This is a genomic window from Nocardioides sp. T5, from assembly GCF_048161455.1.
Classification (GTDB): domain Bacteria; phylum Actinomycetota; class Actinomycetes; order Propionibacteriales; family Nocardioidaceae; genus Nocardioides.
Genome location: NZ_CP182415.1, coordinates 4,216,960 through 4,241,831, shown reverse-complemented (window position 1 = coordinate 4,241,831; position 24,872 = coordinate 4,216,960). Strand labels below are relative to the sequence as shown.

Sequence of the window (24,872 nt, the reverse complement as noted above, 5' to 3'; positions counted from 1 at the left end):
GACGCACGCATCGGGGTGGTCCCCGATGCGCCTCCCGGTGGGACGCGTGTGACTCACCTACAGTCGCCCGGTGTTCTGGCTGGTCGGCGCGGTGCTGCTGCTGTGGCTCGCGCAGGGACCGGTCGTCCTGGTCCTCGCCGCGGCGCTCCTCGCCGTCCCCCGCATCCGTTGGTGGGTGCAGGACAACCTCCACGTCAGTCGCCGCGTGATGGCCTGGACGGCCGGTGTCGTCGCGGCCCTCGGCCTCGCGGCCGTGGTCGTCCCCGACGGATGGCTGCCGATCCCACCCGCCCCTGGAGCCTGGGCCGGTCCGTCGTACGTCGGCCGCCCGGCCTCGCCCCACCCGGTGGCGGCCGAGGAGGTCCCGGCCAACCCCCATCGCTCCGCGGGCGAGCCGGCGGACCGTCCGGGGCCGCTCGGCCTGCAGCCCGAGGTCGACACGGCGTGGTTCGGCCTCGAGCGGTGTGGCCGGCTCGAGCAGACCACGCCCGGGTTCCTCGTCGCGCTCTGCGCCGCCGGCGACAGCCGCACGCTGCGTGTCGTCGACCCCCAGACCCTGCGGCCGGTGGCGTCGCAGGACCTGCCCGACCTGCGCGAGGGCTCACCCTGCGACGGAGAGTCCCTCTACCTCGACGACGCCGAACGGGCCGTGGCCCCCACCGGTGACCGCGAGGTGCTGGCCGTGCGGACGTCCCGCGAGGGCGAGCCCGACCTCGGGATCGACGCCACGTGGGACCTCAAGCCCTACGTGCCCTACGGCGACTGCCTCGTCTCGGTCGCGCCCGACTTCTCCGGCCGCATCTGGTGGGCCTCCCACGCCGGGCTCGTCGGGACGATCGACCCCGCGACCGGCCAGGTCGGCGTCGTCGACCTGGGCGAGGAGGTCGGTCAGGAGGTCGCGGTCGACGCGGGGGCGGCGTACGTCGTCACCGACGAGGCCGTGCACCGCCTCGTGGTCGGCGGCGACGGCACGCCGCAGCCCACCTGGCGCAGTGAGTACGACGGGGTGAGCGGCTCGGCGCCGGTGCTGCTCGACCGCGGGACGGTCGCGATCACCGACGAGGTCGACGACCGGCTGGGGGTGCGGTTCCTCGCCCGCGACGACGGACGGACGGTGTGCCGCCAGTCCGTGTTCGAGAAGGGGGAGGGCGCCACCCGCAGCACGTTGGCCGACCTCGGCGCGGGGGTCGTGGTCGCCAACGACGCCGGCTACGCGTCATCGCGCCGCTCGGTGCTCGGCTTCACGGCGGGCGCGGGCGTCGCCCGGGTGGACCTCGTCGACGACGGGTGCGCGGTGACCTGGACCAGCGACGCGGTGTCCCCGTCGTCCGGTGCCGTGATCAGCCGGCCCAACGGGCTGATCTACGCCTGGGCCAAGCGGCCGTCGGTCACCGGCGTCAGCGCGTGGTACCTGACGGCGATCGACGCCGACTCCGGCCGCAGGCGCTGGGGCGTGCGCGCCGGCACCGGGCTGCTCGCCGGGAGCGGTCGCTCGTCCGTCGTGCTCGGCCGGGACGGCTCGGCCTACCTCGGCACGAGGGCCGGCCTGGTGCGGGTGCACGACCGCCGCTAGAGCCAGGCCAGCCCGACGGTCTCCTCGCTGGTCTCCCACAGCCGCCGCTGCGCCACCTCGTCGCGCGCCAGCCGTGCCGTGCCGACGACCTGGGGCGGGCCGGACGCCTCACCGGGACCGCTCGGCCCGACGTAGGTCGATCCCGGGAGGTCGGCCGTCGCGGCCATCAGCGTCGGCCGGGCGCCCGCCTCGGCGGATTGGGAGACCATCTTGACCGCGCCGTCCAGGATCGCCGCCCGACGCCCGCGGGTGGTGCCGAGCTGGCCGTTGACGGCGAGGTGGGTGCCGGCGAAGCCCGGGTGCGCGGCCAGCGCACGCACCGGTGTCCCGGCCTGCCGGAGCCGGCGGTCGAGCTCGAAGGTGAAGAGCAGGTTGGCGAGCTTGGTCTGGCCGTAGGTGTGCCACCTGCTGTGGCGGCGCGGCGTCCGCGGATCGCCGACCGGGGCGGACCGTGCGACGCGGTGCATCTGCGAGGACAGCGTCACGACGCGACCGTCGCCCGATGCGGCCAGCTGGTCGAGCAGCAGCCCGGTGAGGAGGAACGGCCCGAAGTGGTTGGTCGCCATCTGCGACTCCAACCCGTCGGTCGTGCGGCTCAGCGGCGGAGCCATGACACCGGCGTTGTTGACGAGCAGGTGGATCGGCCCGAAGCGCGTGGCCGCAGCGCCCGCCGCCCGTACGGACGAGAGGTCGGACAGGTCGACGACCAGTGCCTCCGTCGCCGCGCCGGGCACCTCGGCCGCGAGCGCCGAGGCCGCGGCCTCCAGCTTGTCCGGCGTACGACCGGCGAGCACCACGCGGGCGCCCTGACGGACGAGCTCGAGCGCGGTGTGGAAGCCGAGCCCGCCCAGCGTCGGCCCGGTGACGACGGCCGTGCGGCCGGTCAGGTCGCCGATGTCGGCAGGCGTCCAGGCGCCGCTCACGGCGTCACGCCGAGCGAGGCGACGACACGCTCGCCGAGCTCGGTGTCACCGGTGAGGCGTACGTCGTCCGCGGCGGCGGTGCGCCGCCCGCCGGCGAGCAGGACGAAGGTCTCGCGCTCCATGGAGAGGATGGTGGTCGGCTCGCCGTCCTCGGGCTCGGCGTGACGACCACGACCGTCCTCGCCGACGGCCACGGTCATCGGCGCGTGGTCGGCCACCTCGAGGCGTACGACGGACCCGACCGGCGCCTGCGCGCGCTTGGCGACGACGTAGGGCAGGCTCTCCATGAGGTAGTCGGCCGTGTGGATCGCCGCTGCCGAGTCGAGGTTGCCCGGCATCGCCAGCGCGCGGCGCACGTCCTGCTCGTGCATCCACACGTCGAGCGGGCGGTTGCGCAGCAGCAGGCCGGTCGTCCAGCCGATCGCGCCGAAGACGCCCGGTGCGGGCGCCGAGGCGTCGGTGGGCGGGTCGGCCAGGAGCTGGGTGTGGCGGGCGGTCGTCGACTCGCGGATCTCGGTGATGAGGTCGTCGGGGGTCTCGTCACGCCGGGCCAGCACGCCCTGCTCGGTGAAGCGGCCCATCATCCCGTGCGCGTGCGGCGCATCACCGATCTCCACCTCCTCGTGCGGTCGCCCGGCCAGCAGCGCCTCGAGGTGGGCGGTGTGGGCCGCGACGGCCCGGACGTCCCACCCGGGCAGGTCGGTCGGGGCGGACCACTGGTCGTCGGCGACGTGCTCCAGCACGCGGGTGAAGGAGTCGATCGCCCCCCACCAGATCGCGACGAGGGCGGCGAGCCTGTCCTGGTCGGTGGGGACGTCGCCGGGCTGTGTCATGGACAGGAGCGTAGGGGGAGGCGGGGACAGGTGCGTGCACGGTGCCTCACCTGAACGCATGCGTCGGACGGAGCACCCGGGACGTCGCCCGGGGCGCGGGGGTACCGGACTTCCGCGCCTCGCGCCCCTACGCTGGCGGGAGCGGCCGGACCCGGTGGCCGCGCCCGCACCGCCTCACGAAGGAGTCGTCATGGGAATGGGACTCGGCATCCTGCTGCTCGTCATCGGCCTGATCCTCCTCTTCGCGGTCAAGGAGTTCCCCGACTCCGTCCAGGAGGTCGTGGACCCGGCCACCGTCGGCTGGATCCTGGTGATCGCAGGCGTCCTCGCGCTCGTGCTCGGCCTGGTCATGAACAACCAGCGCTCGAAGACCACCCACGTCGAGGAGCGCCGGGACGTCTGAGGCGGCTCCGTCCGGGGAACCAACGGCACCTCGAACGCCCCGATTCGGGTGCGTCTGGTTCCCCACGGCGCACCGCAGCCGACCTACTCGTCGTCGACGCCGGTCAGACCTCGAAGCAGCTGGGCGGCCTCGCGCTCGCACCCCTGCCAGAAGGCGACGCTGAAGACGACCTCCTGCTCGTACGGCGTCACGCAGTCGATCTCCATGTTTCTGCAACCCGTCCGTCGGCCCGGCGTCCTCGAAGAGGAGACGTCGCCGCCCCCGATCCGTGACGCGGAACCTCCGACCGGATCCGGGGCCTACAGCCAGCCGCGCTCCTGCGCGATCCGCGCGGCCTCGCTGCGGGTGGTGGCCCCGGTCTTGCCGATCGCGGCCGAGAGGTGGTTGCGGACCGTGCCCTCCGAGAGGTGCACGCGTGCGGCGATCGCGGAGACCGGTGACCCGTCGAGGGCGTACGTCAGCAGCTCGCGCTCGCGGCCGGTGAGCGGGCTCGGCCCGTCGATCAGCGACTCGGCGGCGAGGTCGGGGTCGATCACCCGCAGGCCGGCGTGGACCCGTCGTACGGCGTCGGCGAGCTGCCGGGCCGGGGTGTCCTTGACGACGAAGCCCGAGGCGCCGGCCTCGATGGCCCGGCGGACGTAGCCGGGCCGGCCGAAGGTCGTCACGACCAGGGACCGTACGCCGGGCAGCTCACGTCGCAGGGCCGCGGCGGCGTCGATGCCGTTGAGGCCCGGCATCTCGATGTCGAGCAGGCAGACCTCGGCGCCCGAGGCGCGGGCGGCGTCGACGACCTCGTCGCCGCGGCCGACCTGCGCCACCACCTCGAGGTCGGACTCGAGGTCGAGCAGCGCGGCGAGGGCGCCGCGCACGAGGGCCTGGTCGTCGGCCAGCAGCAGCCTGATCACGGCAGGACCACCTCCACCCGCGTGCCGGGCGTGGCCGGTCCGACGTCGAGGGTGCCGCCCACCCCGGTGACGCGCTCGCGCATGCCGCGCAGGCCGTTTCCCTCAGCGCCGTCGCAGCCCCGGCCGTCGTCGACCACGACGATGCCGGCCGGGCCGAGCTCGATGCGCACCGAGCGCGCCCGCGAGTGGCGTACGACGTTGGTGACGGCCTCGCGCAGCACCCAGGCCAGCAGCGCCCGGTGACGCGGGTCGGTGTCGGCGACCGTGCCGTCGACGGTCGTGGTGATGCCGGCGTCCGCCAGCACGCGGGGCGCGGCAGCGAGCTCGGCCTCGAGGTTGCCGGCGCGCAGCCCGCCGACCGTCGCCCGTACCTCGGCCAGCGCCTGCCGCGCGGTGGCCTGGATGGACTCCAGCTCCTGCTTCGCGCGGGCCGGGTCGATGTCGATGAGCCGCGCGGCGAGCTCGGCCTTCACGGACAGGGCGGTCAACGAGTGGCCCAGCACGTCGTGCACGTCGCGGGCCACCCGCTCGCGCTCGACGACCACCACGTGCTCGCGGAGGGCGGCGTTCGCGAGGTACTCCCGCTCGCCGAAGAGCCGCAGCATGACGCCGCCGATCATGATCGGCCACAGCATGAGGAAGAAGAAGGTCGGGAAGCCGTCGATGTCGAGCAGCGACAGCACCGGGAAGGCTGCCCAGAGCCCCACGGCCCACTTCCAGGCCGGGCTCGGCAGCCGGAGCGCCGACAGGATCGCGAGGTAGGGCGTGAAGGAGATGACCCCGATCCCGATCACGGGTGCCGTCGCGAGTGCCAGCGCGACCATCAGGCCCAGGGCCCACCACGGCCTGAGCCGTGAGGAGTAGCCGAGCACGTTGGCCACCGCGAACCCGGCGATGCAGAGCATCGCGAAGACCTTCGCCGGCAGGCCCACCTCTGACTCGACGACCGCGATGATCGGGAAGGCGAGGAAGACCAGCCAGATGGCCGCGAAGGCCCACCCCCACTTCTCCCAGGGGTTGTCCGGCAGCGGCGTCGGGTCCGGCGTCGCTGTCACGTGCGCGCCCGGCTCCGGCGTACGCCCCACAGGGCCACCAGCCCGAAGATCACCGTCCACGCGAGCACGTTAGCGACCGGCAGCCACAGCGGGTCGCGGCCCGCCACCGGCAGCCACCCGTCGGTGAGCGGGAAGCGGGCCAGGGCGACGTACCCGTAGAGGGGCGTGAACCGGCCGAGGTCGAGCATGAAGCCGCTCATCGGCGTGAAGACGTTGCCCAGGAAGGCGAGCACCACGATCATCCCCGAGGCGATGCTGGCCGCGTTGCTGCCCCGGACGACCAGGCAGATCGCGAGCCCGTAGACCGCGAACATGGCGGACCCCAGCCACACCAGGGCGCCGGACAGCACCCAGTCCGACCAGTGCCCCCTCGCGCCGGTGGCGGCACCGATGGCGAAGATGGCGATCACCGGGACGGCGGCGACGGCCATGGCGACGGCCGCCTTGGCCGCCACGAACGCGACCGGCCGCATGGGCGTCAGGCCGAGCTGGCGGCCCCAACCCATCACCTGCTCGGTCGCGGCGCTCCCGGCGACGCTGGTGGTCGCGGTGACGGCGCCGTAGGCGGCCATCGAGATCATCACGTACATCGCGACATTGCCGCTGCCGACCGGGTCGTCGGAGCCGATGCCGAAGACGAGGAACATGAAGGTCGGCAGGCCCACGACGAAGAACATCCCGATGCGGTCGCGCAGCTGGCGGCGCAGGTCGAGGCGCGCATAGGTGATCATCTCCGGCCGGGGCGTGGCGCGTACGCCGTCCGAGGCACGCGGGTCGGTGAGGGTCGTGGTGATCATCTCGGTGCTCATCGGGTGGCTCCTTCGAGCTCGGGCTCGGCGGTCAGGGCGAGGAAGGCGGCCTCGAGGCTCGCGGCGGAGACGTCGAGGTCGGTGACGCCGAGGGGTTCGAGGGCGCGGCGCACCCGGTCCAGCCAGGCGGCGTCGATCCCGTCCGTGCCCACCACGTGGGCCGGCGGACGGAAGGTGAGGGTGCGCCCGCCGTACGCCGCCCGCACGTCGGTGGTCGGGGCGTCGTGGACGATCCGGCCGTGGTTCATCAGGACGGTGCGCTCGGCGAACTCGTCGGCCTCGGCGAGGTAGTGGGTGGCGAAGACGATGGTGCGGCCCAGGGCGGCGTCCTCGCGCATCGCCCGCCAGAACTCCTGCCGCGCCCCGACGTCCATGCCGGTCGTCGGCTCGTCGAGGACGACCAGGTCGGGGTCGGGCAGCAGGGCGAGCGCGAACTTCAGCCGCTGCTGCTCGCCGCCCGAGCACGCCTCGACGCGCCTGCCGGCGAGGTCGGTCAGGCGGGCGCGCTCGAGCACCACCTCGACCCGGTCCGAGCGGCCGTGCAGCGCGGCGATGGCGCGCACCGTCTCGCGGACGGTGAAGTCGTTGAGCAGGCCGCCGGTCTGCATGACCGCGGACACCCGCCCCTGCCGTACGGCGTCGGCCGGTGAGGTGCCGTAGACCTCGATCGTGCCGGCATCGGGCGCGGTGAGGCCGAGCAGCATGTCGACCGTCGTGGTCTTGCCGGCGCCGTTGGGGCCGAGGAACGCCACGATCTCGCCCGGCCGGACCGTCAGGTCGACGTCGTCGACCGCGACCACGGGGGTGCCGTCGGTCGAGCGGAAGGCCTTGCGAAGTCCGGTGGCATGGATGGCTGGGGTGATCATGCGTCCAGCGTGCCGTCGTACGGCCTCGCGTCCCTCGCCGAAGTGTCACGACCCTCCCGTGACACCTGTCATCGGCTGCTCGCCCGGTAACTGCCCGAAAGCAGCACTCCCGCCCCCATCAGTGGGGGCGGGAGTGACAGTTTCGACCAGTTACCGGGACCAACCCGGCGGGCGGGTCAGACGATCAGAAGGACGCCTCGTCGAGGTCCATCAGCTCGAGGGTGGTGGCCTCGGCGATGGCGCGCTCGGCGCTGATCTTCGGCAGGTTGGTCTGGGCGAAGAACTGGGCGGCGGCGACCTTGCCCTCGTAGAACGCCTTGTCCTTGTCCGAGACGTCGCCGGCCAGCTTCTCCAGCGCGACGTCGGCCTGCCGGAGCAGCAGCCAGGCGCACACGACGTCGCCGAGCACCATCAGCAGGCGGGAGGTGTTGAGGCCCACCTTGTAGATGTTGCGCAGCTCCTCGGCCGACGACATGAGGTCGTTGATCATGTGGCCGACGACGGCGTTGGCGTCCTCGAGGGCGGTGGCGAGCAGGGCGCGCTCGTTCTTGAGGCGACCGTTGCCGGCCTCGGAGGCGATGAAGCCCTCGATCTCCTTCGCGAGGTGACCCAGCGCGCGGCCCTGGTCCTTGACGATCTTGCGGAAGAAGAAGTCCTGGCCCTGGATCGCGGTGGTGCCCTCGTAGAGGGTGTCGATCTTGGCGTCGCGGACGTACTGCTCGATCGGGTACTCCTGCAGGAAGCCGGAGCCGCCGAAGGTCTGCAGCGACTCGGTGCCCAGCAGCACCCACGAGCGCTCGGAGCCGTAGCCCTTGACGATCGGGAGCAGCAGGTCGTTGACCGCGGCGGCGAGGCGGGCCTCGTCGGAGTCGGCGGTGCCCTCGTGCTCGGCGATCATCACCTGGTCCTGCCACGTGGCGGTGTAGAGCACCAGCGCGCGCATCGCCTCGGCGAACGACTTCTGCGTCATCAGCGAGCGGCGTACGTCGGGGTGGTGGGTGATCGTGACGCGCGGCGCGGTCTTGTCGGCGGCCTGGGTGAGGTCGGCGCCCTGGACGCGCTCCTTGGCGTAGTCGAGGGCGTTGAGGTAGCCGGCGGAGAGCGTGGCGATGGCCTTGGTGCCGACCATCATGCGGGCGTTCTCGATGACCTGGAACATCTGGGCGATGCCGTCGTGGACCTCGCCGAGCAGCCAGCCCTTGGCGGGCTCGCCGCCGCCGACCTGCGGGTCGCCGAAGGTGACCTCGCAGGTGTTGGACACCTTGATGCCCATCTTGTGCTCGACGTTGGTGACGTAGACGCCGTTGCGCTCACCGGTGAGCTCGCCGGTCTCGGGGTCGAAGTGGTGCTCGGGCATCCAGAAGAGCGAGAGGCCCTTCGTGCCCGGGCCGCCGACGCCCTCGACGCCCTCGGGGCGCGCGAGGACGAGGTGCATGATGTTCTCGCTCATGTCGTGGGTGGCGCTGGTGATGAAGCGCTTGACGCCCGTGATGTTCCACGAGCCGTCCTCGTTGGGGACGGCCTTCGCGCGGCCGGCGCCCACGTCGGAGCCGGCGTCGGGCTCGGTGAGCACCATGGTGCAGCCCCACTGGCGGTCGACCATGTGCTGGGCGACGGCCTTGTCGCGGTCGTTGCCGTTGCGGTGCACGACGTTGGCGAACGCCGGGCCGGCGGCGTACATCCACACCGGGGCGTTGGCGCCGAGCACCATCTCGCCGATCGCCCAGATGAGCGACGACGGGGCCGGGGTGCCGCCCATCTCCTCGAAGACCTGCAGGCGCCAGAACTCGGCATCCATCCAGGCCTGGTAGCTGGCCTTGAACGACTCCGGCACGGGAGCGGTGTGGGTGGCCGGGTCGAAGACGGGCGGGTTGCGGTCGCTGTCCTCGTAGGACGCGGCCAGGTCCTCGCGGGAGAGGCGCTCGACCTCGCGGAGGATCTCGCGCGCGCTCTCGCCGTCGACCTCGCCGAACGGTCCGGTGCCGAGCACGGCGTCCCGGCCGAGCACCTCGAAGAGGTTGAACTCGATGTCGCGGAGGTTGGTCTTGTAGTGGCTCACAGCTTCCACCTGTTCCTGTGCGGGTCTGCGGTCTCGGGGGCGAGCGCTACTGAGTAGTTCTACTCACCGGTAACTAAAGGATGCCTCGCGATCGGCCCCGACGCAACATGAACGCCGGAATCCCGGTCCGGGTGGGGGGATCGACACGCCGGCCAGATAGTCGGCTTTGTCTATCGCCTCATCTATGTCTACTCTTTCACCTGACTTACCCCAGTCGCACGACTATCGGCGTGGCGACCAGTCCCGGAAGGACCCCCGCAACATGCGCAAGCTCCTCGTTCTCGGTGTCGTGGGCCTCATCGCCCAGCTCATCGACGGTTCCCTGGGCATGGCCTATGGCGTGACCTCCTCGACCCTGCTGCTGGCAGCCGGTGTCGCGCCCGCCGCCGCGTCGGCCGCGGTCCACTTCTCCGAGCTCGGCACCTCGCTCGTGTCCGGCGCCTCGCACCACAAGTTCGGCAACGTCGACTGGCGCACCGTCTCGATCCTGGCGGTGCCGGGCTTCGTCGGAGCGTTCCTCGGCGCCACCCTGCTCTCGAACATGGACGCCGCGGTCGCCAAGCCGGTCGTGGCGATCATCCTGCTGAGCCTCGGCTTCTACGTCGTCTACCGCTTCCTGCGCCTCGGCGGTGCTCGCCCGACCTTCAAGGGGCGCCCGTCCGTGGCCTTCCTCGCACCGATGGGCCTCGTCGCCGGCACGCTCGACGCCGTCGGTGGCGGCGGCTGGGGCCCGGTCGGCACCACGTCGCTGCTCTCCAGCGGCCGGCTCGAGCCGCGCAAGGTCGTCGGCTCCATCGACACCTCGGAGTTCGTCGTGGCCGTCGGCGCCTCGCTCGGCTTCCTCGTCGGCCTCGGGTCTGCCGGGATCAACTGGGGCTACGCCGGCGCGCTGCTCGCCGGCGGCGTGATCGCGGCGCCGATCGCCGCCTGGCTGGTCAAGCACCTCGCCGCACGTGTGCTCGGCACCGCCGCCGGCGGCCTGATCATCCTGACCAACTCCAAGACGCTGCTCGAGGCGGTCGGCGTCCCCGGTGTCGGCGTCGCCGTCACCGCCGCGACCATCTTCGTGCTGTGGATCTCGGCCATCGTGTGGGCCGTCAAGCAGGAGCGCCTGTCCCGCGCCGCCCGGGTCGACGAGCCGGAGCTCGAGACCGCGACGGCCTGACGCACAGCTCGACGACGTACGCCGTTCCTGCCCCGCGGGAGCGGCGTACGCGCGTGCCGGTGGCCGGGGCGACCAAGAACAGTGTCTCGGCCGACATATCTGACAAACTGGCCATATGCGCGTCTCCGCCAAGGCCGACTACGCCCTCCGGGCCCTGATCGAGATCGCGGTGCGCGCTGACGGGACCGCGGTCAGCGCCGAGCAGCTCGGCAAGGCGCAGTCCATCCCGCACGGCTTCCTCCAGGCCATCCTGGCCGACCTGCGGCGCGCTGACATCGTGGTGTCGCAGCGCGGCCAGTCCGGTGGCTGGCGCTTCGCGCGCAAGCCCGAGTCGGTGACCGTCGCCGACGTGATCCGCGCCGTCGACGGCCCGCTCGTCTCGGTCTACGGCCTGCGTCCCGAGGCGGTCGAGTACGACGACAGCGCGCAGGTGCTGCAGCACGTGTGGATCGCAGCCCGGCACTCGCTGCGCAACGTCTTCGAGCAGGTCACCATCCAACAGCTCGCCGACGGCACGCTCCCGCCGGAGGTCGCAGCCCTCACCGAGGACGACGACGCCTGGCAGCCGCACTGACGGACTGCTTCAGGCGGCCGGCCTGCGGTCGAGCAGCCTGCGTCGTCGCGCCACCTTGGCGAGGCGGCGGTCGAGGCGGGCCTCCTCCTCCATGAGGGCGATCCGCGCCACCTGCGCGGCGAGCTGCTCATCGCTGAGGTGGGCGGGCAGGACGTGTGAGCGGTCCTCGTTCACCAGCGACATCCAGCTCCGCGGCGGCTCGCCGAAGCCGCTGGTCGCCACGAGCACGACCCGGAAGTCCGCGGCGAAGCCGTCGAGCGCCAGAGCTGCCTGCTCGGGCGTGGCCTCGAACCACCCCGGCACGCTCACGAAGCAGTCCGTCCCGGTCTTGCGGGCCCGCCGGCACACCCGTGCCCAGGAGCCCTCGACCTCCTTGCGTCGGAGGCCGGCCGCCTTGTGCGAGCGCAGGATCTCGACCTCGGCGTGCGCGAGTACGTCGGCGCCCGCGTCGGGGACCTGCACGCCGCCGACCGCCAGGGCCTCGGTCATCGAGCCCGTGTCCACCGGGAGGGGGCCGAGGTGCAGGATGAACAGTCTCTTCGCCATGGCGCGAGCCTCGTCCGCGCGGCCGAACGCCGCGTGAACACGGCGCCGCGCGAGGTCGAACTCCGCAGGTCGGGCGCCGGACGGGACGCGCAGGCAGCGCCGGGTCGGGAGGTGCTGCGCTCGGGACACGGAGTCCTGGAGGTCAGGCCACTGGCGCTCCCTGCTCAGGCGGTGGCGAGCATCCCCAGGCAGGCCACGGCTGCGGCACTCGCATCACCCCGGATGATCGCGTCGGAGAGCTCGTCGAGCGAGCGGCGGAGCGCGGGGGAGTCGGGCGGGGCGGGGGCCTTGTCGGCCAGGAGGTCGTCGAGGTCGACGAGCAGCGGCGAGTCGGCGAGGCGGCGTACGCACCGCCAGGTGTGCTCGAAGGTGCGCGGGCGGCCGTCGTCGGCGAGCATGGCGAGCCGGAGCGAGGCATTCGGGTGCACGGATGCGGCACGCGCGAGCCCGGCGAGCATCGACTCGCGAGCGCCGGCCACCTCGGCGAGGGGGCGGGTGTCGACCCGCGCCTGCAGGCGCGAGTCGACGCCGTGGTCGACATCGCGGACGAGGGCGCCGACGCCGTGGCGCACCTCGATGCGCCCGCGCGTCTCGAGCGAGGCGAGGGCCCGCGACAGGGTGGCGCGGCTGACCCCCAGCTCGGCGGCCAGCTGTCGCTCGGGCGGCAACCGGTCGCCTCCCACCAGGCCCTGGGCCTCGATGAAGTCGGAGATGTGCGCGGCCAGGCTCTCGTAGAGCCGCTCGCGGCGCAGCGGCGGCAGGTTCCTGCGGGGCGGCTCGGCCATGGGGCCACTCTACTGAGGAAGTGGTCTGGTTGTCAGGTGGCCTAGCCACTGGCATGATGCGCGTCACACCGGCCCCTCGGGCGCCTCGTCCCAACCCAGCAAGGTGGACCTCGTGTCACACGAACTGATCTCCCTGGCGGTCCTCGCGATCGTCTTCCTCGTCGCCACCGTGCGCGGCGTCAACATGGGCGCGCTCGCCCTGGTGGCGTCGTTCATCGTGGGCCTGGCGGTCTACGACGCCACCACCGACGACGTCCTCGCCGGCTTCCCGAGCGGGCTGTTCGTGATCCTCGTCGGGGTGACCTACCTGTTCGCCCTCGCCAAGAACAACGGCACCGTCGACTGGATCGTGCATGCGTCGGTGCGCGCCGTCGGCGGGCGCGTGGCCCTCGTGCCGTGGGCCATGTTCGTGGTCTGCGCGATCGTCACGGCGATCGGAGCCGTCAGCCCGGCGGCCGTCGCGATCGTCGCTCCGGTCGCGATGGGCTTCGCGGTCCGCTACCAGATCCACCCGGTGATGATGGGCATGATGGTCGTGCAGGGCGCGACCGCCGGGAGCTTCTCGCCGATCGGCATCTTCGGCTCGATCACCAACGGCGTCGTCGAGAGCAACGACCTGCCGGGGAGCCAGACCTTCCTGTTCTTCTCCACCTTCCTGGCCGCCACCGTGATCGCCGCCGTGACCTACCTGGCCTTCGGCGGCCGGGCGTTGATCGCCCGCGGTCGCGAGGACGTCTCCGTCGCCGCCATGGGGGCGGAGGCCGAGCACGCGTCCTACGCCGCCACCCGTGCCGGCGGCAGCACAGGCGCCCCGCACCCGGCCGTCGAGGCGAGGCGCTCGGCCGGCTCCGCAGGCGCGGCTGCCGACGACCCGAGCGTGCTCAACCTGCAGCGCGGCGTCACGCTGTTCGGCCTGGTCGCGCTGATGGTCGGGGCGCTCGGCTTCGACCTCGACGTCGGCTTTACCGCCCTGACCATCGCCGTCGCGCTCACCCTCGCGTTCCCTGCCTCCGCGAAGGGCGCGGTCGAGAAGATCAGCTGGGGCACCGTGCTCCTGATCGGCGGCATCGTCACCTACGTCACGCTGCTGCAGAACCAGGGCGTCGTCGACTGGCTGGGCGACGGGGTGGCCGGCGTCGGCGCGCCGCTCGTCGCGGCCGTGCTGATCTGCCTGATCGGCGCCGTGGTGTCCGCCTTCGCCTCGACCACCGGGATCATCGGCGCGCTCATCCCGCTCGCCGTGCCCTTCCTGCTCACCGACCAGGTCAGCGCGGTCGGTCTCATCGCCGCCCTCGCCATCTCCAGCTCGGTCGTCGACTGCAGCCCGTTCTCCACCAACGGCGCGCTCGTCGTGGCCAACGCCGAGCCCGACCAGCGCGAGCTGGTCTTCAAGCGCCTGATGCAGTGGGGGATGTCGATCGTGGTCATCGCACCGGTCGTGGCGTGGGCGGTCCTGGTCGTGCCGACCGTCTGAGCCCGACGCGACCGGCTCAGAGCCCGGCGACCACGGCAGCCAGCTCCGCGGCGTCCCGCACCTCGTGCGGGGGCCGCGGACCGGTCGGGTCGACGACGTGCCCGGGCCGCGCGAGCCGGACGGCGGTGATGCCGGCCTCGAGCGCACCTCGTACGTCCCTCGCCGAGGCGGCCACGTGGACCAGGCGCGCTGGCGCGACGGCGTCGACGGCTCGCGTGTAGATCTCCGCACTGGGCTTGAAGGCGCCGAGCCGCTGGGAGCTGAGCACGAGGTCGGGGTCGACCAGCGCGTGCGCGCGGGTCAGTCGGGCGAGGTCGTCGTCGACGTTGGAGAGCAGCCCGACCCCGGTGACCCGGTCCAGGCCGGCCACCGCGGCCACCCCGGCCGCGACGTCGGGCCACAGCGGCCAGTCGGGGATCGTCTCGTGCAGCCGGGCGAGGTCGCTCGGCGCGAGCGCGGCGTCGAGCCCCAGGTCGGCGTACGCCGCCTCGAGGGCCGTGCGCGAGACCTCGCGGAAGCTGGTCGGCGGGCGCGCTTCGCGCTGGAGCGCCTTGTTGTGGCCGTCCCAGGTGTCGTAGACCGTCTCGCCGGAGAGGTCCCAACCGCGCTCGGCCGCGATCGCGGCGAAGGTTCGCGAGGCGCCGGTGCGGGTGTCGGTCAGGGCGCTGAAGAGGTCGAAGGTGACGATCATGGGTGTCAGCCGACCGGGACCGCGCGCAGCCAGCTGACGAGCGGCCGCAGCGACCGCCAGTCCTCGCGCACCCGGTCGACCAGACCGGCGTCGATCGCGTCCGCATCGAAGCCGTAGGACCGGCCGACGAAGAGCTGCTTGCGCCGCAGCAGGTGGATGCGCGGGTGGTCGGCGTCGTAGCCGCGGGGTGAGGTCTTCAGCTGCTCGCCGCCGACCTCGAAGCCGTCCTTCTCCAGCTTCCGCAGGAGCCGGTCGAGCGCCTTGCCCGTCTTCTCGTCGGCCATCGCCTCGCGGATCGCCGCGAGGGTGGGGCCGTCGGCGTCGTAGAAGCCGGCGCCGACCCGGGTGCCGCGGGGCGAGATCTCGAAGTACCACCCCGTCCGCGGACCGGCCGCGACGAACGCGCCCTGATGCGTCTTGTAGGGCGTCTTGTCCTTCGCGAAGCGCACGTCGCGATAGGGCCGGAACACCTTGGCCGGTCCGAACTCCGGCTCCAGCGCCGCCATCAGCGCCTTCACCGGCGCCTCGACGGACTCCTTCCAGACGTGCTTGTGGGACTCCCAGAACGACTTGGTGTTGTCCATCTCCAGGTCGTCGTAGAAGTCGAGCGCGGCGACGGGGAATCCGGTGAAGCTCACGTCAGCCGACGTTAGCCCAGACGTGCTCGTCACCCTGCTCGCCGTACGACGTGACGGTGAGCACGCCGCCGCCGCAGACCGGCTCGCCGAGGAACGCGTTGCCCGTCGACGGCGACTCGTAGGCGACCTGCAGCGCGCGGTCCGGGGTCCAGCGCATCAACCGGGCCGGCTCCTCGGGGCCCTGCGGGTCGCTCGCGAAGAAGACCGAGTCGCCGCAGGGGACCGCGGTGCCGGTCGTGCCGGGGCCGAGGTCGAAGTAGCCGCCGTCGGCCGCCGCGTGGAAGCGGGCCTCCTCCTGGCGTCGTGGCTTCGGCACCTCGGACCACACGACCCCGTCCGCGGTCGCGGCGACGTCCCAGGCGGTGCAGTCCTCCGGTCCCTCGACGGGCTGGGGCACGCCGCCGCCGTCGAGGAGGTTGGCGGTGCGGCAGGCCACGGGGCGGGCGTCGTCGAAGGTCATGATCCCGATGCCGTGCTCGCTGGCGGTGAGGCCGGAGAAGCCGCTGCGCTCCGGGGCGCACCAGCCGTCCTCGCCGTTGCTGTCGGCCAGGGCGGCGGTGGCCAGGCAGTACGCCCCGCCGTCGCCGTACGTCGGGTAGTAGAGGTCGCCACCGGTGAGGGCCCAGGAGCCACCGCTCGCCGCCGGCGGCGTGGCGACCGTGCCGGTGTCGCCGGTCGCGAGGTCGACGACCGCGACCTCGCTCGGCGCGGTCTCCGCCTTGTCCTGCTTGACCACCACGGCCCAGTCCTCGCCCATCAGGACCTCGGAGACCGTCCGCCCGCGGCCCGCCGTGACCGTGACGGCGTCGCCGTCGCGCGCGAGCTCGACCCGCGTGTCGCCCGCGTCGCCGAGGGCCTCCCACTCCGGTCCCTTGACGTAGCGCGTGTCGGGCAGCACGCCGGTGTCCTGCCAGTCGAGCAGCGCGGTCTCCGGCTCCACGACGACCGGGTCGTCGACGGGGCCACCGGTCGGCGCGGCCGGATCCGCGGACTCGCTCGACGTCGGGGCGGGGCCGGGTGTGGGCTCGTCGGTCCCGCCGCAGCCGGTCAGCGCGACCAGCAGCGCCAGCGCGATCGTCGTACGTCCTCGCACGTCAGACCCCGACGTTGTGCTGGAAGTGGTCGAGGTTGGCGCGGAAGGACCGGTAGGCGTTGCGCCACTGCACGCGGCCGATCGCTGGCTCGCTGGGGTCGAACCTCGACTGGTCCCAGGGCTCGAACCAGCCGAGCTGCGGGTTGCCGCCGGGGTTCTGGTCGTAGCCGCGGCCGACCTGGAAGTGACCGCTCGCGTCGTCGTCGAGGTAGGGGTAGTACTGCTTGTGCAGGTTGGGGTGGAGCACGACGGGCGCCTGGTAGTCGTGCACGTGGCGCATCATCAGCCGGTACCACTGCTTGAAGGTGAAGTCGCTGATGTCGAGCACGACGTAGGGGCCGGCGTGGGTGTCCTCGTCGTAGTCGGTCTTGTTGTTCACCACGCGGACCATGTCGGTGATCGCGGTGCCGGCGCTGGTGGTGCCGAGCCGGCGGGCCCAGTAGGACTGGTTCTTCCGCTTGCCCTGCGAGCCCCAGCCGATGGCCTGCATCGTCGCCGGGCCGCACCAGTAGGTGGTGTTCTGGGCCTGGGCCACCTTGCTGCTGAGGATCTTGGACCGCTCCGGGTAGGACTCCCCGAAGCCGCCGCGCGCGTCGACGCCCGAGGTGACCTCGGGGTGGCGCTCGGCGAACCCGTCGGGCAGCGGCACGCCCTGGATCTCGTGGCGCAGCATCCAGACCTTGCCGACCGACCGGGCCGCCATGGTCAGCTCGGCGCGCTCGGCCTCGGTGCGGGCGGTCGACGTACGTCCCTGGGCGCGGGCCAGCAGCCCGTCGGCGTCCAGGTCGCCGGTGCGCTCGGTGCTGCGTGCCGTCGGCCGGGTCTCGAGCCGCGCGGCGAGCGCCTCCTCCGACTGGTTGGTCCAGCCGAAGCCGAGGCAGTAGCGCTGGCCCTCGAAGGTGGCGCAGCGCACCGACGCCCGCGCGAGCGCCGTACGCCCCTCGGCGCGGTCGAGGTCGGATCCCGCGGCGAGCACGCGGTCGATCTCGGCGCGCATCGCGGGCGTCAGCCCACCCCGGCCGGCGGAACGGGGCGCTCCGGTCGTCTCGGCGGACGGTGCGATCTCGCCGCGGTCGTCGTCGTGGCCGCCGTCCGGCAGCAGCGGGACGGCGCCCAGCGTGAGCGCGAGAGCTGCGGCGGCGATGGTCGCCGGGTGGCGCCAGAGCGGGCGCGAGGCGTCCTCGTCGGCGATGCGGTGGGCGACCCTGCGCAGGGTCGGGCGGGGAAGTGCAGGCATGGGGGAAGACCTTCGAACCGAGAAACGACGGACGCCTCACTGTCCTCTCTGGCCCCAGAAGTCGCAAGTCTCACTCCTGCCCCAATGAGGGGATGTGAGCGGTGTGTGATGCAGGTTTTCCGGGCGCCAGAACCTGCGTGGCTCACCGCTCGTACGACGACACGCCGAGGTCGCCTCGTCGGGCGGTGGTGGAGCGACATTCCGAGCGCCACGAACGTGGGTGGACCACCGCTCGGGCGGCCGCGGTGTCGGGCAGGGGGAAGAGTTGGAGCGGATGACGAGATTCGAACTCGCGACATCGACGGTGGGCAGAGCGTCGCGCTCGGCGCGCTGGGAAGAAAATGTGGAGCGGATGACGAGATTCGAACTCGCGACATCGACGGTGGGCAGAGCGTTGCGCTCGGCGCGCTGGGAAGAAATGTGGAGCGGATGACGAGATTCGAACTCGCGACATCGACGGTGGGCAGAGCGTTGCGCTCGGCGCGCTGGGAAGAAATGTGGAGCGGATGACGAGATTCGAACTCGCGACATCGACCTTGGGAAGGTCGCGCTCTACCAGCTGAGCTACATCCGCAGTGCCGACCGCAGACGGCGGGCCAGATGCTACCTGACCGTGGGCCGTACGTCGGACAGGGCGGGATGCTTCGGCGAGACGGTGTCGCCGGAGGAGCGCCCGGTGAGCCGACGGTGGACCCACGGCACGAGGAACTCGCGGGTCCACTGGGCGTTCGCGGCCCAGGTCTCGCGACGGCCGAGGACGGGGAGCGGGCCGACGGTCACGGGGTCCATGCCGTGCTCGACACCGATCGCCTCGAGGACGGCGTGGGCCATGTGGGTGTGGCCGGAGCTGTTGAGGTGCATCCGGTCGGTGTCCATGACGCCGGCGATCTCGATGTCGCGCATCCGCCACATGTCGACCACGGTGGCCCCGTGCCGGTCGGCGATCTCGCGGACCCACTCGTTGAAGATCGCCATCCGGCCGCGCATCGGCCCGTAGATGCCACCGGCGCCCGGGTCGAAGATGGTGAACATGACCACGTGGGCCCCGGTGGCCCGCAGGCGCGCGATCGCGTCGTCGTACGTGCGGGCGAGGGCGTCGATGTCGACGCGGGGGCGCAGGACGTCGTTGCCGCCGCCGTGGATGGTGACCAGGTCGGGCTCGAGCGCGACGGCGGCGTCGACCTGCTCGGCGACGATGGCGGCGAGCTTGCGGCCGCGGATGGCGAGGTTGGCGTAGCCGAAGTCGTCGGTCTGCTGGGCGAGCACCTCGGCGACGCGGTCGGCCCAGCCGCGCAGCCCGTTGGGGCGCGTGGGGTCGGGGTCGCCGACGCCCTCGGTGAAGGAGTCGCCCAGGGCGACGTAGCGGTGGAAGGTCACCGGATCATTGTCGCAAGTGGGTCTCGTGACGGGACTTCGTCCCTCCTCGACCAGCGGGCGCGAGCGCTAGGGTCGGCCGCGTGCTGCTCTCCGATCGCGACATCACCGCTGAGATCGACGCCGGCCGGATCGCGCTCGATCCGTGGGACCCGGCGATGATGCAGCCCTCCAGCGTGGACGTACGCCTCGACCGGTTCTTCCGCGTCTTCGAGAACCACCGCTACCCGCACATCGACCCGGCCGCAGACCAGTCCGAGCTCACCCGCGAGGTCGAGCCGGAGGGCGAGGAGCCGTTCATCCTGCACCCGGGTGAGTTCGTCCTCGGCTCGACGTACGAGGTCGTGTCCCTGCCCGACGACATCGCCGCACGGGTGGAGGGGAAGTCGTCGCTGGGCCGGCTCGGCCTGCTCACCCACGCGACGGCGGGCTTCGTCGACCCCGGCTTCTCCGGCCACGTCACGCTCGAGCTGGCCAACGTCGCGACGCTGCCGATCAAGCTCTACCCCGGGATGAAGATCGGCCAGTTCTGCTTCTTCCGGCTCTCCTCGCCGAGCGAGCACCCCTACGGCTCGGAGAAGTACGGCTCGCGCTACCAGGGCCAGCGCGGGCCCACCCCGAGCCGGTCGTTCCAGGGGTTCCACCGCACCCCCATCTGAGGCTCGCGCGGTCCACATCGCGGATTACGGCATACCCTCGTTGCGTTAATCGGGAGGGGTGTGGTTAGGCTCCCCTTAGTTAGTGTCGCCTTACCAAGCCACCCGGAGTCCTGATGAAGCGAAGCCTCGCCGTGCCCACCCCGATCAAGGTCGCCGCGGCCACCGTCCTGGTCGCCGCCCTCGCTGGCTGCAGCACCGGGTCCACCAGCGGGACCGAGGCCGCGGCGGAGCCGACCTCGACCACGTCCGTGGACCCCGACGCGTTCCCGGTCACCATCGAGCACGCGCTCGGCGAGACCACGATCGAGTCCGAGCCGACCCGGGTGGCGACCCTCGGCTGGACCGACCACGACCATGCGCTCGCGCTGGGCGTCGTCCCCGTCGGTGCCACCAAGATCACGTGGGGCGGCAACGAGGGCGGCTCGACCGACTGGTTCGACGCGGCCGTCGAGGAGGCCGGTGCCGAGGCGCCCGTCCGCTACGACGATGCCGACGGTGCGCCGATCGACGAGGTCGCCGAGCTCGCGCCCGACCTGATCCTGGCCACCAACTCCGGCATCACCGACGCGGAGTACGCCAAGCTCTCCAAGATCGCCCCGGTCGTCGCCTACCCCGAGGCGCCGTGGACCACCGACTGGCAGACCTCGCTCGAGATGGTCGGCCAGGCGCTGGGTCGTACGGCGCTCGCCGAGGAGGTCGCGGCCGACACCGAGGCCACCATCGCCGAGGCCGCCGAGGCCAACCCCGAGCTCGAGGGTGCCGAGCTGATCTACGGCTACCTCGCCGCCACCGACCTCTCCACCATCGGCATGTACGCCCCCGAGGACCCGCGCGTGGCGATCCTGCGCGACTTCGGCATGGTCGACGCGCCCGCCGTCGCCGAGGCGATCAAGCCGGGCGAGTTCTACGGCACGGTGTCGGCCGAGCAGGCGGCCGACCTCGACTCCGACGTCTTCGTCACCTGGGTCGACTCGCCCGACAACGTCGAGACCATCGAGGGCGACAAGCTGCTCGGCCAGATCCCCGCGATCGCCGACGGCCACTGGTACGCCGAGACCGACAAGCAGAACGCGATGGCGTCCACCAACCCCACGCCCCTCTCCATCCCGGTCATCGTGAGCGACTTCCTGCCTCACGTGGTCGAGGCGCTCGAGGGCTGATGACTGCCCTCGTCCCGACGCGGGACGACGTCTCCAGGGCTCCGGGGGGAGGCCAGAGGCGTCGTCCCGCCCTGCCGGTCAGCGTCGCGATCTCGGTCGTGGCGCTGGCCGGTGCCGGCGCCCTGTCGCTGCTGGTCGGGGCCCGCGCCCTGCCGCTCGAGGCGGTCTGGGACGCCGCCCACCCGCTGCACCCGGTGGTCGAGGCTCGACTGGACCGCACCGTCCTCGGCCTCGCCGTCGGTGCGGCCCTCGGGCTCGCCGGGGCGCTCATGCAGGGACTGACCCGCAACCCGCTGGCCGACCCCGGCATCCTCGGCGTCAACGCCGGAGCCACCTTCGCGATGGTCGTCGGCATGACGGCCTTCGGGCTGAGCGGGATGGGAGCCTTCCTGCCGCTCGCTTTCGTCGGCGCGGCCGTCGCCGCGGCGGCCGTCCACGGCATCGCGTCGCTGGGCCGCGACGGCGCGACGCCGATGAAGCTCGCCATCACCGGCGCGGCCCTCAGCGCCGGCCTCGCCAGCTGGACCACCGGCCTGCTCCTCGCCGACCGCAAGACGATGGAGAGCTTCCGCTTCTGGCAGGTCGGCACCGTCGCCGGGCGGGGCACCGACGTGCTCCTCGCCGGTCTGCCGTTCCTGGTCCTCGGCGCGCTGCTGGCCCTCGCCGGCGCACGCCTGCTCAACACCCTCGCCCTCGGCGACGACCTGGCCCGCGGGCTCGGTCGCCACACCACCCGCGACCGGCTGGTGATCGCTGTCGCGATCGTCCTGCTCGCCGGCACCGCGACCGCGCTGGCCGGGCCGATCGCCTTCGTCGGCCTCGTCGTGCCTCACGTCGTACGCGCCCTCGTCGGCCCCGACCACCGCCGCCTGCTGCCCTTCTCGATGCTCGGCGGCGCCGTGCTCGTCGTCGTCGCCGACACCGTCGGCCGCGTCGTGCTTCCGCCGTCGGAGGTGCAGGTCGGCATCATGGCCGCCGCCGTCGGCGTCCCCGTCTTCCTCGCCCTGATCCGCCGCACCGGGAGGGCGTTGTGACCGTGACCGTCGACCGCCCCGCCACCACGGAGCCCACCGCGCAGCACGCCCTCGACGTCGTACGACGTGCGCGCCGGGCGCCGCTGCGCCACCACCGACGCCTCCTCGCGGGACTCGTCCTCGCCCTGGTCGGTGCCTTCGCCGCACGCGTGCTGCTGGGCGACTTCACGGTCACCGTCCCCGACTTCGTGCGCATCCTGGGTGGCGAGCAGATCCCCGGTGCCACCTACATCGTGATGGAGTCCAAGCTCCCGCGTGCCGTCCTGGCCGTGCTCGTCGGCGTGGCCTTCGGCGTCGGCGGCGCCATCTTCCAGACCACGCTGCGCAACCCCCTCGCCAGCCCCGACATCGTCGGCGTCAGCCTCGGCGCGAGCGCCGCCGCCATCTCCGCCATCGCCCTGGCCGGCTGGACCGGCTGGCCGGTCTCCGCCGCCGCGATCCTGGGAGCCCTCGCCGTCGCCCTCACCGTGCGGGCCGTCGCCGGCGACCACGGCGGCTTCCGCCTCGTCCTGGCCGGCATCGGCCTCGCCGCCGCCATGCAGTCGGTCATCCAGTACGTCTTCACCCGCGTCGACGAGTACGACGTCCAGCTGGTGCTGCGCTGGCTGACCGGCAGCGTCAACGGGGTCGCGTGGCAGGCGATCGGGCTGCTGGCCCTCGCGCTGGCCGTGCTGCTGCCCGCGACGGCATGGGCCGCGCGCTCGCTGCGCGCGACCGAGCTCGGTGACGACGCCGCCGCCGGCCTCGGGGTCGGGCGCGGCCGCACCGACCTGCTCATGCTCCTCGGCGTCCTGCTGGTCGCCGTCGGCGTCGCCGCCGCCGGCCCCGTGGCGTTCGTGGCGTTCCTGTCGGGGCCGATCGCGCGGGCCCTCAACCGGGGTCGTACGACGCTCCCCGCCGCCGGCCTCGTCGGCGCGGTGATCGTGCTGGCGGGCGACTACGCCGGCGCCTACGCCTTCACCGACCTCAACCTGCCCGTCGGCGTCGTCACCGGTGCCTTCGGCGCACCGTTCCTGCTCTGGCTGCTCGCCCGCGGCCCCCTCACCGAACACCGTCGAAGGAGAGCGGCATGACCGCGCCCGCCACCACCCTCACCGCCGACACCCCCGCCCGGCTGGAGGCGAGCGACCTGACGCTCGGCTACACCGAAACGGCCGTCGTCCGCGACCTCGACCTGCAGGTCCCGCACGGGCGGATCACCGTCATCGTCGGCGCCAACGCGTGCGGCAAGTCGACCCTGCTGCGCGGCCTCGCCCGGCTGCTCCGGCCGCGGTCGGGCTCGGTGCTCCTCGACGGGGAGGCCATCCACCGGCTCCCCACCAAGCAGGTCGCCCGCACGCTCGGGCTGCTGCCGCAGAACCCCGTCGCTCCCGAGGGGGTGACCGTCGCGGACCTGGTCGGTCGCGGCCGCCACCCGCACCACGGCCCCTTCGGTCGCTGGACCCACGCCGACGACGAGGCGGTCGCCGAGGCGCTGACCCTCACCGACACCCTCGACCTCGCCGACCGGGTCGTCGACGAGCTCTCCGGCGGCCAGCGCCAGCGGGTGTGGATCGCGATGGCGCTCGCTCAGGGCACCGACCTGCTGCTGCTCGACGAGCCCACGACCTACCTCGACGTCGCCCACCAGGTCGAGATGCTCGACCTGCTCGCCGAGCTCAACGCCCGCCGCGGCACCACCATCGTGATGGTGCTCCACGACCTCAACCTGTCGGCCCGCTACGCCGACCACCTCGTCGCGCTGCACACCGGCCGAATCGTCGCGGAGGGCAGTCCCCGCGAGGTCGTCACCGAGGACGTCGTGCGCACCGTCTTCGGCCTCGACAACCGGGTGATCGACGACCCGGTCTCGCACACCCCGCTCGTCGTACCGGTCGGGCGCCACCAGCCCGGCCGCACCCGTCCGTCCGCCCCCTCCCACCAGGAGACCCGATGACCGTGACCGCCAGCTCGAACCAGGCCGTCCTGCCCATGCTCTTCACCGAGGTCGAGGTGGTCGCGGTCGAGCGGCTGTCGCCGACCTTCGTCCGGGTCGAGCTCGGCAGCCCCCACCTCGCCGACTTCGGCGTCGACGGCCCGCGCTGGGACCAGCGGATCAAGCTGATCCTCCCCGACCCCGAGACGGGCGGCATCACCTCCACCGAGGGCGCGGACGACACGTGGTTCGCGACGTGGCTGGAGCGTCCGGCGGCGGAGCGCGGCCACATGCGCACCTACACGATCCGCGACGTCCGAGGCGCCGGGGCCCAGACCACCCTGGTGGTCGACATGGTGCTCCACCTCGAGGGCGACCTGGTCGGCCCCGGCTCGCTCTGGGCCTCCCGCGCGAGGGTCGGTGACCGCATCGCGCTGCTCGCCCCGCGGCGCGGCTTCCCCTACGGCGGCATCGAGTTCACGCCCGGTCCGGGTGCGGAGCTGCTGCTCGTGGGCGACGAGACGGCCGTGCCGGCCGTGTGCACGGTGCTCGAGCAGCTGCCGCACGACACCACCGGGACGGCGTTCCTCGAGGTCCCGTTCGCTGCCGACGTCCAGGACGTACGCCGTCCGGCGGGCGTCCGGGTCGTCTGGCTGGCCCGCGAGGGTGCCGAGCTCGGCACGGGTCTGCACGACGCCGTGGTGGCCCACCTCGGCCTGCCAGGCGCCGAGGTCCAGGTGGCCCCCGACGAGGTGGACCCCGACCTGTGGGAGACGCCGTTCTACTCCTCCTCCGGCGAGGACGTCCCCGGCGACGTCACGGGCGTGGGCGGCACCTACGCCTGGATCGCCGGCGAGTCGAAGGTCGTCACCGGCCTGCGCCGCCACCTGGTCAAGGAGCTCGGCTTCGACCGCAGCCAGGTCGCCTTCATGGGCTACTGGCGTCGCGGCGTGGCGATGAAGTCCTGACCGGCTCGCGCCGGGGTCAGCGGCGCTTGGTGCGGGGTGCGCGCGGGGAGTAGCGCACGCGCTCGGCGATGCGGTGACGTGCGATCAGCTCGATGTCGGTGAACGAGTCGTGCATGGCGGTGCTCCTTCCTTC

26 protein-coding genes and 1 tRNA gene are annotated in these 24,872 nt (G+C 72.7%); 11 read left to right on the top strand and 16 right to left on the bottom strand.

The window, feature by feature from the left end; genetic code table 11:
- Positions 1-70: 70 nt before the first annotated feature.
- On the top strand, positions 71-1,573 hold the full coding sequence (locus ACNKF0_RS20765) for a hypothetical protein (protein ID WP_416954683.1): 1,503 nt from the start codon (positions 71-73) through the stop codon (positions 1,571-1,573).
- On the opposite strand, the gene ACNKF0_RS20760 is transcribed toward ACNKF0_RS20765, so the two are convergent.
- Positions 1,570-2,496 (bottom strand): oxidoreductase, encoded by a 927-nt coding sequence (locus ACNKF0_RS20760; RefSeq protein ID WP_416954682.1) that lies wholly within the window; start codon positions 2,494-2,496, stop codon positions 1,570-1,572. The two genes, ACNKF0_RS20765 and ACNKF0_RS20760, sit on opposite strands and share 4 nt — an antisense overlap.
- Positions 2,493-3,329, bottom strand: coding sequence for a maleylpyruvate isomerase family mycothiol-dependent enzyme (locus ACNKF0_RS20755; RefSeq protein ID WP_416954681.1), 837 nt, complete (start codon positions 3,327-3,329; stop codon positions 2,493-2,495). The genes ACNKF0_RS20760 and ACNKF0_RS20755 overlap by 4 nt, the downstream gene beginning before the upstream one ends.
- A 190-nt stretch (positions 3,330-3,519) precedes the next feature.
- On the opposite strand from ACNKF0_RS20755, the gene ACNKF0_RS20750 reads away from it, so the two are divergent.
- A complete protein-coding gene (locus ACNKF0_RS20750; RefSeq protein ID WP_299931395.1) occupies positions 3,520-3,732 on the top strand; it encodes a DUF6458 family protein in 213 nt (70 codons plus the stop codon).
- A gap of 83 nt (positions 3,733-3,815) precedes the next feature.
- Here ACNKF0_RS20750 and ACNKF0_RS20745 read toward each other — a convergent pair whose 3' ends face one another.
- From ACNKF0_RS20745 to ACNKF0_RS20720, 6 genes are all read right to left on the bottom strand, one after another.
- Positions 3,816-3,938 carry a hypothetical protein gene (locus ACNKF0_RS20745; protein WP_416954680.1) on the bottom strand — a complete coding sequence of 41 codons (123 nt, stop codon included), beginning with the start codon at positions 3,936-3,938 and terminating at the stop codon, positions 3,816-3,818.
- 93 nt (positions 3,939-4,031) lie between these two features.
- Positions 4,032-4,637 carry a response regulator transcription factor gene (locus ACNKF0_RS20740; protein WP_299931393.1) on the bottom strand — a complete coding sequence of 202 codons (606 nt, stop codon included), beginning with the start codon at positions 4,635-4,637 and terminating at the stop codon, positions 4,032-4,034.
- On the bottom strand, positions 4,634-5,692 hold the full coding sequence (locus ACNKF0_RS20735; protein WP_416954679.1) for a sensor histidine kinase: 1,059 nt from the start codon (positions 5,690-5,692) through the stop codon (positions 4,634-4,636). The genes ACNKF0_RS20740 and ACNKF0_RS20735 overlap by 4 nt, the downstream gene beginning before the upstream one ends.
- Entirely contained in the window at positions 5,689-6,501 is an 813-nt protein-coding gene (locus ACNKF0_RS20730) for an ABC transporter permease (RefSeq protein WP_416954678.1), read from the bottom strand. Before ACNKF0_RS20730 ends, ACNKF0_RS20735 begins: the two co-directional genes overlap by 4 nt.
- Entirely contained in the window at positions 6,498-7,367 is an 870-nt protein-coding gene (locus ACNKF0_RS20725; RefSeq protein ID WP_416954677.1) for an ABC transporter ATP-binding protein, read from the bottom strand. Before ACNKF0_RS20725 ends, ACNKF0_RS20730 begins: the two co-directional genes overlap by 4 nt.
- Before the next feature lie 184 nt (positions 7,368-7,551).
- Positions 7,552-9,426, bottom strand: coding sequence for an acyl-CoA dehydrogenase (locus tag ACNKF0_RS20720; RefSeq protein ID WP_416954676.1), 1,875 nt, complete (start codon positions 9,424-9,426; stop codon positions 7,552-7,554).
- 262 nt (positions 9,427-9,688) lie between these two features.
- Here ACNKF0_RS20720 and ACNKF0_RS20715 point away from each other — a divergent pair, with 262 nt between their 5' ends.
- Both ACNKF0_RS20715 and ACNKF0_RS20710 read left to right on the top strand, forming a co-directional pair.
- Positions 9,689-10,591, top strand: coding sequence for a sulfite exporter TauE/SafE family protein (locus ACNKF0_RS20715; RefSeq protein ID WP_416954675.1), 903 nt, complete (start codon positions 9,689-9,691; stop codon positions 10,589-10,591).
- Between the two features lie 115 nt (positions 10,592-10,706).
- Positions 10,707-11,165, top strand: a complete 459-nt coding sequence (locus ACNKF0_RS20710) for an RrF2 family transcriptional regulator (RefSeq protein WP_416954674.1) — start codon at positions 10,707-10,709, stop codon at positions 11,163-11,165.
- 9 nt (positions 11,166-11,174) lie between these two features.
- On the opposite strand, the gene ACNKF0_RS20705 is transcribed toward ACNKF0_RS20710, so the two are convergent.
- Both ACNKF0_RS20705 and ACNKF0_RS20700 read right to left on the bottom strand, forming a co-directional pair.
- Positions 11,175-11,711: a hypothetical protein gene (locus tag ACNKF0_RS20705; RefSeq protein WP_416954673.1), complete on the bottom strand. Its 537-nt coding sequence runs from the start codon at positions 11,709-11,711 to the stop codon at positions 11,175-11,177.
- A gap of 164 nt (positions 11,712-11,875) precedes the next feature.
- Complete coding sequence (locus ACNKF0_RS20700; protein WP_416954672.1) at positions 11,876-12,496, bottom strand: FadR/GntR family transcriptional regulator; 621 nt, start codon at positions 12,494-12,496, stop codon at positions 11,876-11,878.
- A gap of 112 nt (positions 12,497-12,608) precedes the next feature.
- Here ACNKF0_RS20700 and ACNKF0_RS20695 point away from each other — a divergent pair, with 112 nt between their 5' ends.
- The gene (locus ACNKF0_RS20695; protein WP_416954671.1) at positions 12,609-13,970 is read left to right on the top strand and encodes an SLC13 family permease; all 1,362 of its coding nucleotides are present in this window, start codon (positions 12,609-12,611) and stop codon (positions 13,968-13,970) included.
- 16 nt (positions 13,971-13,986) lie between these two features.
- Here ACNKF0_RS20695 and ACNKF0_RS20690 read toward each other — a convergent pair whose 3' ends face one another.
- The 6 genes from ACNKF0_RS20690 to ACNKF0_RS20665 all read right to left on the bottom strand — a co-directional run bounded on the left by ACNKF0_RS20690 (position 13,987) and on the right by ACNKF0_RS20665 (position 19,006).
- Positions 13,987-14,661 carry an HAD family hydrolase gene (locus tag ACNKF0_RS20690; protein WP_416954670.1) on the bottom strand — a complete coding sequence of 225 codons (675 nt, stop codon included), beginning with the start codon at positions 14,659-14,661 and terminating at the stop codon, positions 13,987-13,989.
- A 5-nt stretch (positions 14,662-14,666) separates the two neighbouring features.
- Positions 14,667-15,299: a DUF2461 domain-containing protein gene (locus ACNKF0_RS20685; RefSeq protein WP_416954669.1), complete on the bottom strand. Its 633-nt coding sequence runs from the start codon at positions 15,297-15,299 to the stop codon at positions 14,667-14,669.
- A gap of 1 nt (position 15,300) precedes the next feature.
- Complete coding sequence (locus ACNKF0_RS20680) at positions 15,301-16,392, bottom strand: hypothetical protein (protein ID WP_416954668.1); 1,092 nt, start codon at positions 16,390-16,392, stop codon at positions 15,301-15,303.
- Between the two features lies 1 nt (position 16,393).
- A complete protein-coding gene (locus ACNKF0_RS20675) occupies positions 16,394-17,629 on the bottom strand; it encodes a C39 family peptidase (protein ID WP_416954667.1) in 1,236 nt (411 codons plus the stop codon).
- Positions 17,630-18,127: 498 nt separating this feature from the next.
- Positions 18,128-18,203 (bottom strand) — tRNA-Gly (locus ACNKF0_RS20670).
- Positions 18,204-18,232: 29 nt separating this feature from the next.
- The gene (locus ACNKF0_RS20665) at positions 18,233-19,006 is read right to left on the bottom strand and encodes an SGNH/GDSL hydrolase family protein (protein WP_416954666.1); all 774 of its coding nucleotides are present in this window, start codon (positions 19,004-19,006) and stop codon (positions 18,233-18,235) included.
- An 80-nt stretch (positions 19,007-19,086) separates the two neighbouring features.
- On the opposite strand from ACNKF0_RS20665, the gene dcd reads away from it, so the two are divergent.
- From dcd to ACNKF0_RS20635, 6 genes are all read left to right on the top strand, one after another.
- The gene (gene dcd, locus ACNKF0_RS20660) at positions 19,087-19,662 is read left to right on the top strand and encodes a dCTP deaminase (protein ID WP_299931380.1); all 576 of its coding nucleotides are present in this window, start codon (positions 19,087-19,089) and stop codon (positions 19,660-19,662) included.
- A 113-nt stretch (positions 19,663-19,775) separates the two neighbouring features.
- Positions 19,776-20,822 (top strand): ABC transporter substrate-binding protein, encoded by a 1,047-nt coding sequence (locus tag ACNKF0_RS20655; protein ID WP_416954665.1) that lies wholly within the window; start codon positions 19,776-19,778, stop codon positions 20,820-20,822.
- Positions 20,822-21,856, top strand: a complete 1,035-nt coding sequence (locus tag ACNKF0_RS20650) for a FecCD family ABC transporter permease (protein WP_416954664.1) — start codon at positions 20,822-20,824, stop codon at positions 21,854-21,856. The genes ACNKF0_RS20655 and ACNKF0_RS20650 overlap by 1 nt, the downstream gene beginning before the upstream one ends.
- 2 nt (positions 21,857-21,858) lie before the next feature.
- Positions 21,859-22,929 (top strand): FecCD family ABC transporter permease, encoded by a 1,071-nt coding sequence (locus ACNKF0_RS20645; protein ID WP_416954663.1) that lies wholly within the window; start codon positions 21,859-21,861, stop codon positions 22,927-22,929.
- Positions 22,926-23,792, top strand: coding sequence for an ABC transporter ATP-binding protein (locus ACNKF0_RS20640; protein ID WP_416954662.1), 867 nt, complete (start codon positions 22,926-22,928; stop codon positions 23,790-23,792). Before ACNKF0_RS20645 ends, ACNKF0_RS20640 begins: the two co-directional genes overlap by 4 nt.
- Positions 23,789-24,739: a siderophore-interacting protein gene (locus ACNKF0_RS20635; protein WP_416954661.1), complete on the top strand. Its 951-nt coding sequence runs from the start codon at positions 23,789-23,791 to the stop codon at positions 24,737-24,739. The genes ACNKF0_RS20640 and ACNKF0_RS20635 overlap by 4 nt, the downstream gene beginning before the upstream one ends.
- Positions 24,740-24,872: the final 133 nt, after the last annotated feature.

What these genes read in the sequence shown, in the direction of transcription:
- ACNKF0_RS20755 (WP_416954681.1), bottom strand. Translation starts at nt 3,329, where the DNA reads ATGACACAGCCCGGCGACGTCCCCACCGACCAGGACAGGCTCGCCGCC.
- ACNKF0_RS20750 (WP_299931395.1), top strand. Translation starts at nt 3,520, where the DNA reads ATGGGAATGGGACTCGGCATCCTGCTGCTCGTCATCGGCCTGATCCTC.
- ACNKF0_RS20745 (WP_416954680.1), bottom strand. Translation starts at nt 3,938, where the DNA reads ATGGAGATCGACTGCGTGACGCCGTACGAGCAGGAGGTCGTCTTCAGC.
- ACNKF0_RS20730 (WP_416954678.1), bottom strand. Translation starts at nt 6,501, where the DNA reads ATGAGCACCGAGATGATCACCACGACCCTCACCGACCCGCGTGCCTCG.
- ACNKF0_RS20725 (WP_416954677.1), bottom strand. Translation starts at nt 7,367, where the DNA reads ATGATCACCCCAGCCATCCATGCCACCGGACTTCGCAAGGCCTTCCGC.
- ACNKF0_RS20715 (WP_416954675.1), top strand. Translation starts at nt 9,689, where the DNA reads ATGCGCAAGCTCCTCGTTCTCGGTGTCGTGGGCCTCATCGCCCAGCTC.
- ACNKF0_RS20710 (WP_416954674.1), top strand. Translation starts at nt 10,707, where the DNA reads ATGCGCGTCTCCGCCAAGGCCGACTACGCCCTCCGGGCCCTGATCGAG.
- ACNKF0_RS20705 (WP_416954673.1), bottom strand. Translation starts at nt 11,711, where the DNA reads ATGGCGAAGAGACTGTTCATCCTGCACCTCGGCCCCCTCCCGGTGGAC.
- ACNKF0_RS20700 (WP_416954672.1), bottom strand. Translation starts at nt 12,496, where the DNA reads ATGGCCGAGCCGCCCCGCAGGAACCTGCCGCCGCTGCGCCGCGAGCGG.
- ACNKF0_RS20690 (WP_416954670.1), bottom strand. Translation starts at nt 14,661, where the DNA reads ATGATCGTCACCTTCGACCTCTTCAGCGCCCTGACCGACACCCGCACC.
- ACNKF0_RS20675 (WP_416954667.1), bottom strand. Translation starts at nt 17,629, where the DNA reads ATGCCTGCACTTCCCCGCCCGACCCTGCGCAGGGTCGCCCACCGCATC.
- ACNKF0_RS20655 (WP_416954665.1), top strand. Translation starts at nt 19,776, where the DNA reads ATGAAGCGAAGCCTCGCCGTGCCCACCCCGATCAAGGTCGCCGCGGCC.
- ACNKF0_RS20650 (WP_416954664.1), top strand. Translation starts at nt 20,822, where the DNA reads ATGACTGCCCTCGTCCCGACGCGGGACGACGTCTCCAGGGCTCCGGGG.
- ACNKF0_RS20640 (WP_416954662.1), top strand. Translation starts at nt 22,926, where the DNA reads ATGACCGCGCCCGCCACCACCCTCACCGCCGACACCCCCGCCCGGCTG.
- ACNKF0_RS20635 (WP_416954661.1), top strand. Translation starts at nt 23,789, where the DNA reads ATGACCGTGACCGCCAGCTCGAACCAGGCCGTCCTGCCCATGCTCTTC.